Annotated in this window: 1 pseudogene; it reads left to right on the forward strand. The window is 45.6% G+C overall.

The window, feature by feature from the left end:
* Positions 1-90: 90 nt before the first annotated feature.
* Positions 91-3,641: pseudogene (locus KSW37_RS15255) on the forward strand (hypothetical protein); the annotation flags it as partial.

Below are 3,641 nucleotides of genomic sequence, written 5' to 3' on the forward strand. Positions count from 1 at the left end.
TTATTCCAAAATTACGTTAAATCACGCTTGTGAATTTTCACTTGCGAAACTTTAGATCTTTATAAATATACTGCTCCAGAAGATGGCACATTGGCGGTGACGGCAAACAGCAACGGCAAAGATACCTATGGTACCCTGTGGGAGAGCCGTACGGCTGCATCTTACTTGACTTGTAGTGATGGTGGCAATGGCTCCGACTTCAAGATCACCAACGATGTAACGAAAGGCAGCACTTATTATATCGGTGCAAGACAATACTATGGCGATGCCATCGAAGGCGAAGTTAAGCTCAATGTAAAACTGACCGTTTGGAAATTACCAGCAGGCATGACTGGTAAAGGAACTGATGCGGAACCTTTCGTGCTGAAGACGGCAGAGCATCTGGCATGGTTCCGTGACTACGTGAATGATGATCACCTTAGCGCCTGCGCAAAGATTGCAGATAATGTTGAGGTCATTGACCTAAAGGACTTCTGCCATGCGGCTGATGCGTCTCAAAATTTAAATAAACTGAGCTGGGAGCCTATTGGAAATTCTAATAAACAATACCGAGGCACTTTCGACGGAAATAACAAGACCATCACCAACCTTTATATCAATGAAAGCCAAGATAATATGGGTTTTTTCGGTTCTACCGATCAAAGCACAATCAAGAACCTAACCTTTGTGAATGCAAATGTGGTAAATACGTCCTTTAGCACAGGAATTTTGGTTGGTAATGCAGGATATGGTAGCACCCTTCAAAATATCAAAATATCAAATACTTGCCAGATAAAAGGAGGTAATTGTACTGGTGGTATTGCAGGTAACCTTGATGGTAACGCCTACAACTGTGTGAACTGCGCTACGGTACAAGGAATAGGAATTGTCGGCGGTCTTTTTGGCAACTACGTGAGAACTGATAATTCCATAACCGCCTGTGCCAACTATGGAAATGTAACGGCATCAGATGGGACTGCTGGTGGCTTGGTTGGCTCTTTCCAAAGCGGAACAATCCAAGACTGTGCCAACTATGGAGATGTAAAAGGTGCAATTCAAGTTGCTGGCATGGCTGGTGATGTAGAAGAAGGCAAGATACAGAACGTGTTCAACTATGGCAATGTTTCTGCCACGATGAGCACGCAAGATATAGGCATGGCTTTTGGCAATTCTTACAAAGGGGCCACTACTGAAGGAATGGTGGCATACTATAGTGGCGCAAAGCTGATTGCAAACGGCCAAGAGCAAACTGCAAAAGCCTTCGGAACCGGCGACCTCTCAGAAGATAACGCAACAGGATTTACTGAAGCTCAGCTGAAAAGCGGTGTTGTTGCCTATCTGCTCCAGCAAAATGCTTCGAGCAAAGCAAAATGGGGACAAAATCTGGCTAATGATGGAGACATCTATCCTGTCATTGGTTCGGAGCATCAGGTTTATGCTACTGAAGATTTGCTTGTAAATTGCAAAACCTATGAGGTGGTGAGGGGAAGTTTCACCAACAATCCTACCAGTTCCGCAATCAAGTATCAACACGGAACGACAAATCACCACGTTGCTACAGACGCTACTTGCACAGAGGCGGCAACCAAGGAATATTGGCAATGCCAAGACTGCCAAAGGACATATTCCGACAGCCAATTGACCGTGGAATTGACTGATGTAACGAACGCAGATCAGCCTGCTATTGGACACCACAGCAATGAGGATGGCTATTGCGACCGTTGCCAGCATTATGTGGCTGTGAAGCCTTCAAAGGAAAATGGGGTATACCTGATAGCTAAACCTTGCCACTTGGCTTGGTTCCGCGACTATGTGAACGGAACTATTGTGGACGAAGGTGAAGCAGCTGGAACTACTCACTCATCAGCATCTGCCATGCTGACTGCGGATATCGACCTAAAGAACTACTGCCATGCGGCTGAAGACGGCAAGGAACTCTTGAGCTGGATTCCGATAGGCAACAATGATAATCGCTGGAAGGGAAATATGGACGGTCAGGGACACACCATCTCCCATCTCTATATCAAGACAGCACAAGACTTAGTGGGGCTTTTCGGCTATACTGATGGTGCGACTATCCAAGACCTTATCTTTGACAATGCTAAGGTGGAGAATGTGAGCACAACAGGCATGAATACACTTTACACCGGTATTTTGGCAGGACGTGCATATGGGGATTCTCCATTACATATAAAGGGCATTAAAACCACAAACAATTGTACTGTAATAGGACAAGAAGGTACTGGCGGTATTGTTGGAGGGGTCAAAATAAATCTCGAAAACTGCGAGAATCGCTCCAGCGTGAAGGGTACAAGGTTTGTTGGCGGAATTGCAGGTAGTAGCACTGAAAGAAACATCTGGCGCAGCACCAATTATGGAACCGTTGAAAACGACGATGCCGAAATTGGTGGAATCATAGGTTATGCTGATGATACAAGTATCGAAGATTGCGCTAACTATGGCAAGATTACAAGCACAGGTTGGTATGCCGGTGGCATAGCAGGACATACGTTGTTTAACGGCAGTATCCAGAATGTGTTCAGTTATGGAGATGTGACGAATACAAATACAAATGACAATCCAGGAATCATTATAGGTTATGTAGACGGTACGCTAACCGCAAAGGGCATTGTAGCTTACAACAAGGAGGCATTGCTGAATAATTCATCTGAGAACATCAAAATAGTTGGTGAGGGAAGTCTGACTTTCGAAGACGGAAAGGTAGAAGCTGACGTGGTCAAGGCATTCACCAAACAGCAGATAAAGAGCGGTGAGGTGGCATGGCTTCTTAACGGTTCCACATCTGTTCCTACCGAAGGAAGCACCTTGGCATGGTATCAGAAGTTGGGCGAGAATGCTTATCCTGTACTGACAGCTGCTGAGGGCAATACAGTATATAATGGATCATTCCGTTACTGCGATGGAACGGCTTCCTCATATAGCAACAGTTCTTCTGAGAATGAATTGGTTCACGTAGCATCTGCCACTTTAACCAGTCCTAAGTTCGATGCCGACAAGCACATCTATCACATGGGCTGCAGCAACGAGAACTGCCCTGAGCATAAGTATGCAGCAGATGCAGATGGAACACTGAAGGCTACACAGGCAGACGGCAAGTTCTATGTCGAGAAACTGGCCCTTACCGATGCTTCTACAGCCATCAATACCCAGGCACAGTTCACGATTAAGGACCTGCAGTATAGCCGTCAGCTCAATGAGGGACAAAAGGGTTATGTAACACTCTGCCTTCCTTTCGATATCAATGTAGCTGATGTTACTGGTGTAGAGAAGTGCTATCCTGTAGGAGATATGATGATTCACATGCCAACAAATGATGCAAGTGTATTGAAATTCGTTCTTATGCTCGATGAGCAGTCTGTCATCAAGGCTGGCACACCGATGATTGTTAAGCTTGCTGCAGAGAACGCAGCTCAGAAATTGGTTGCAACGGCACAGAATGTAGAGTACAACGCCAGCTTCTTTGCAGCTCCAACAGCCAAGACGCTGACTTTGAGAGACTGGGATGGCAAGTCGGGCATGATGCCTATCTGTCATGACTTGGCGAGTGCCACAATAGGCGGTGTCTATACAGCTACAACTCTGGAACCAGGAAGCTACAGTTTGCGTGAAGATGGTACATTCGGTATTTACGAAAACGTTTT

The sequence above is a fragment of the Segatella copri genome, assembly GCF_019127135.1.
Taxonomy (GTDB): domain Bacteria; phylum Bacteroidota; class Bacteroidia; order Bacteroidales; family Bacteroidaceae; genus Prevotella.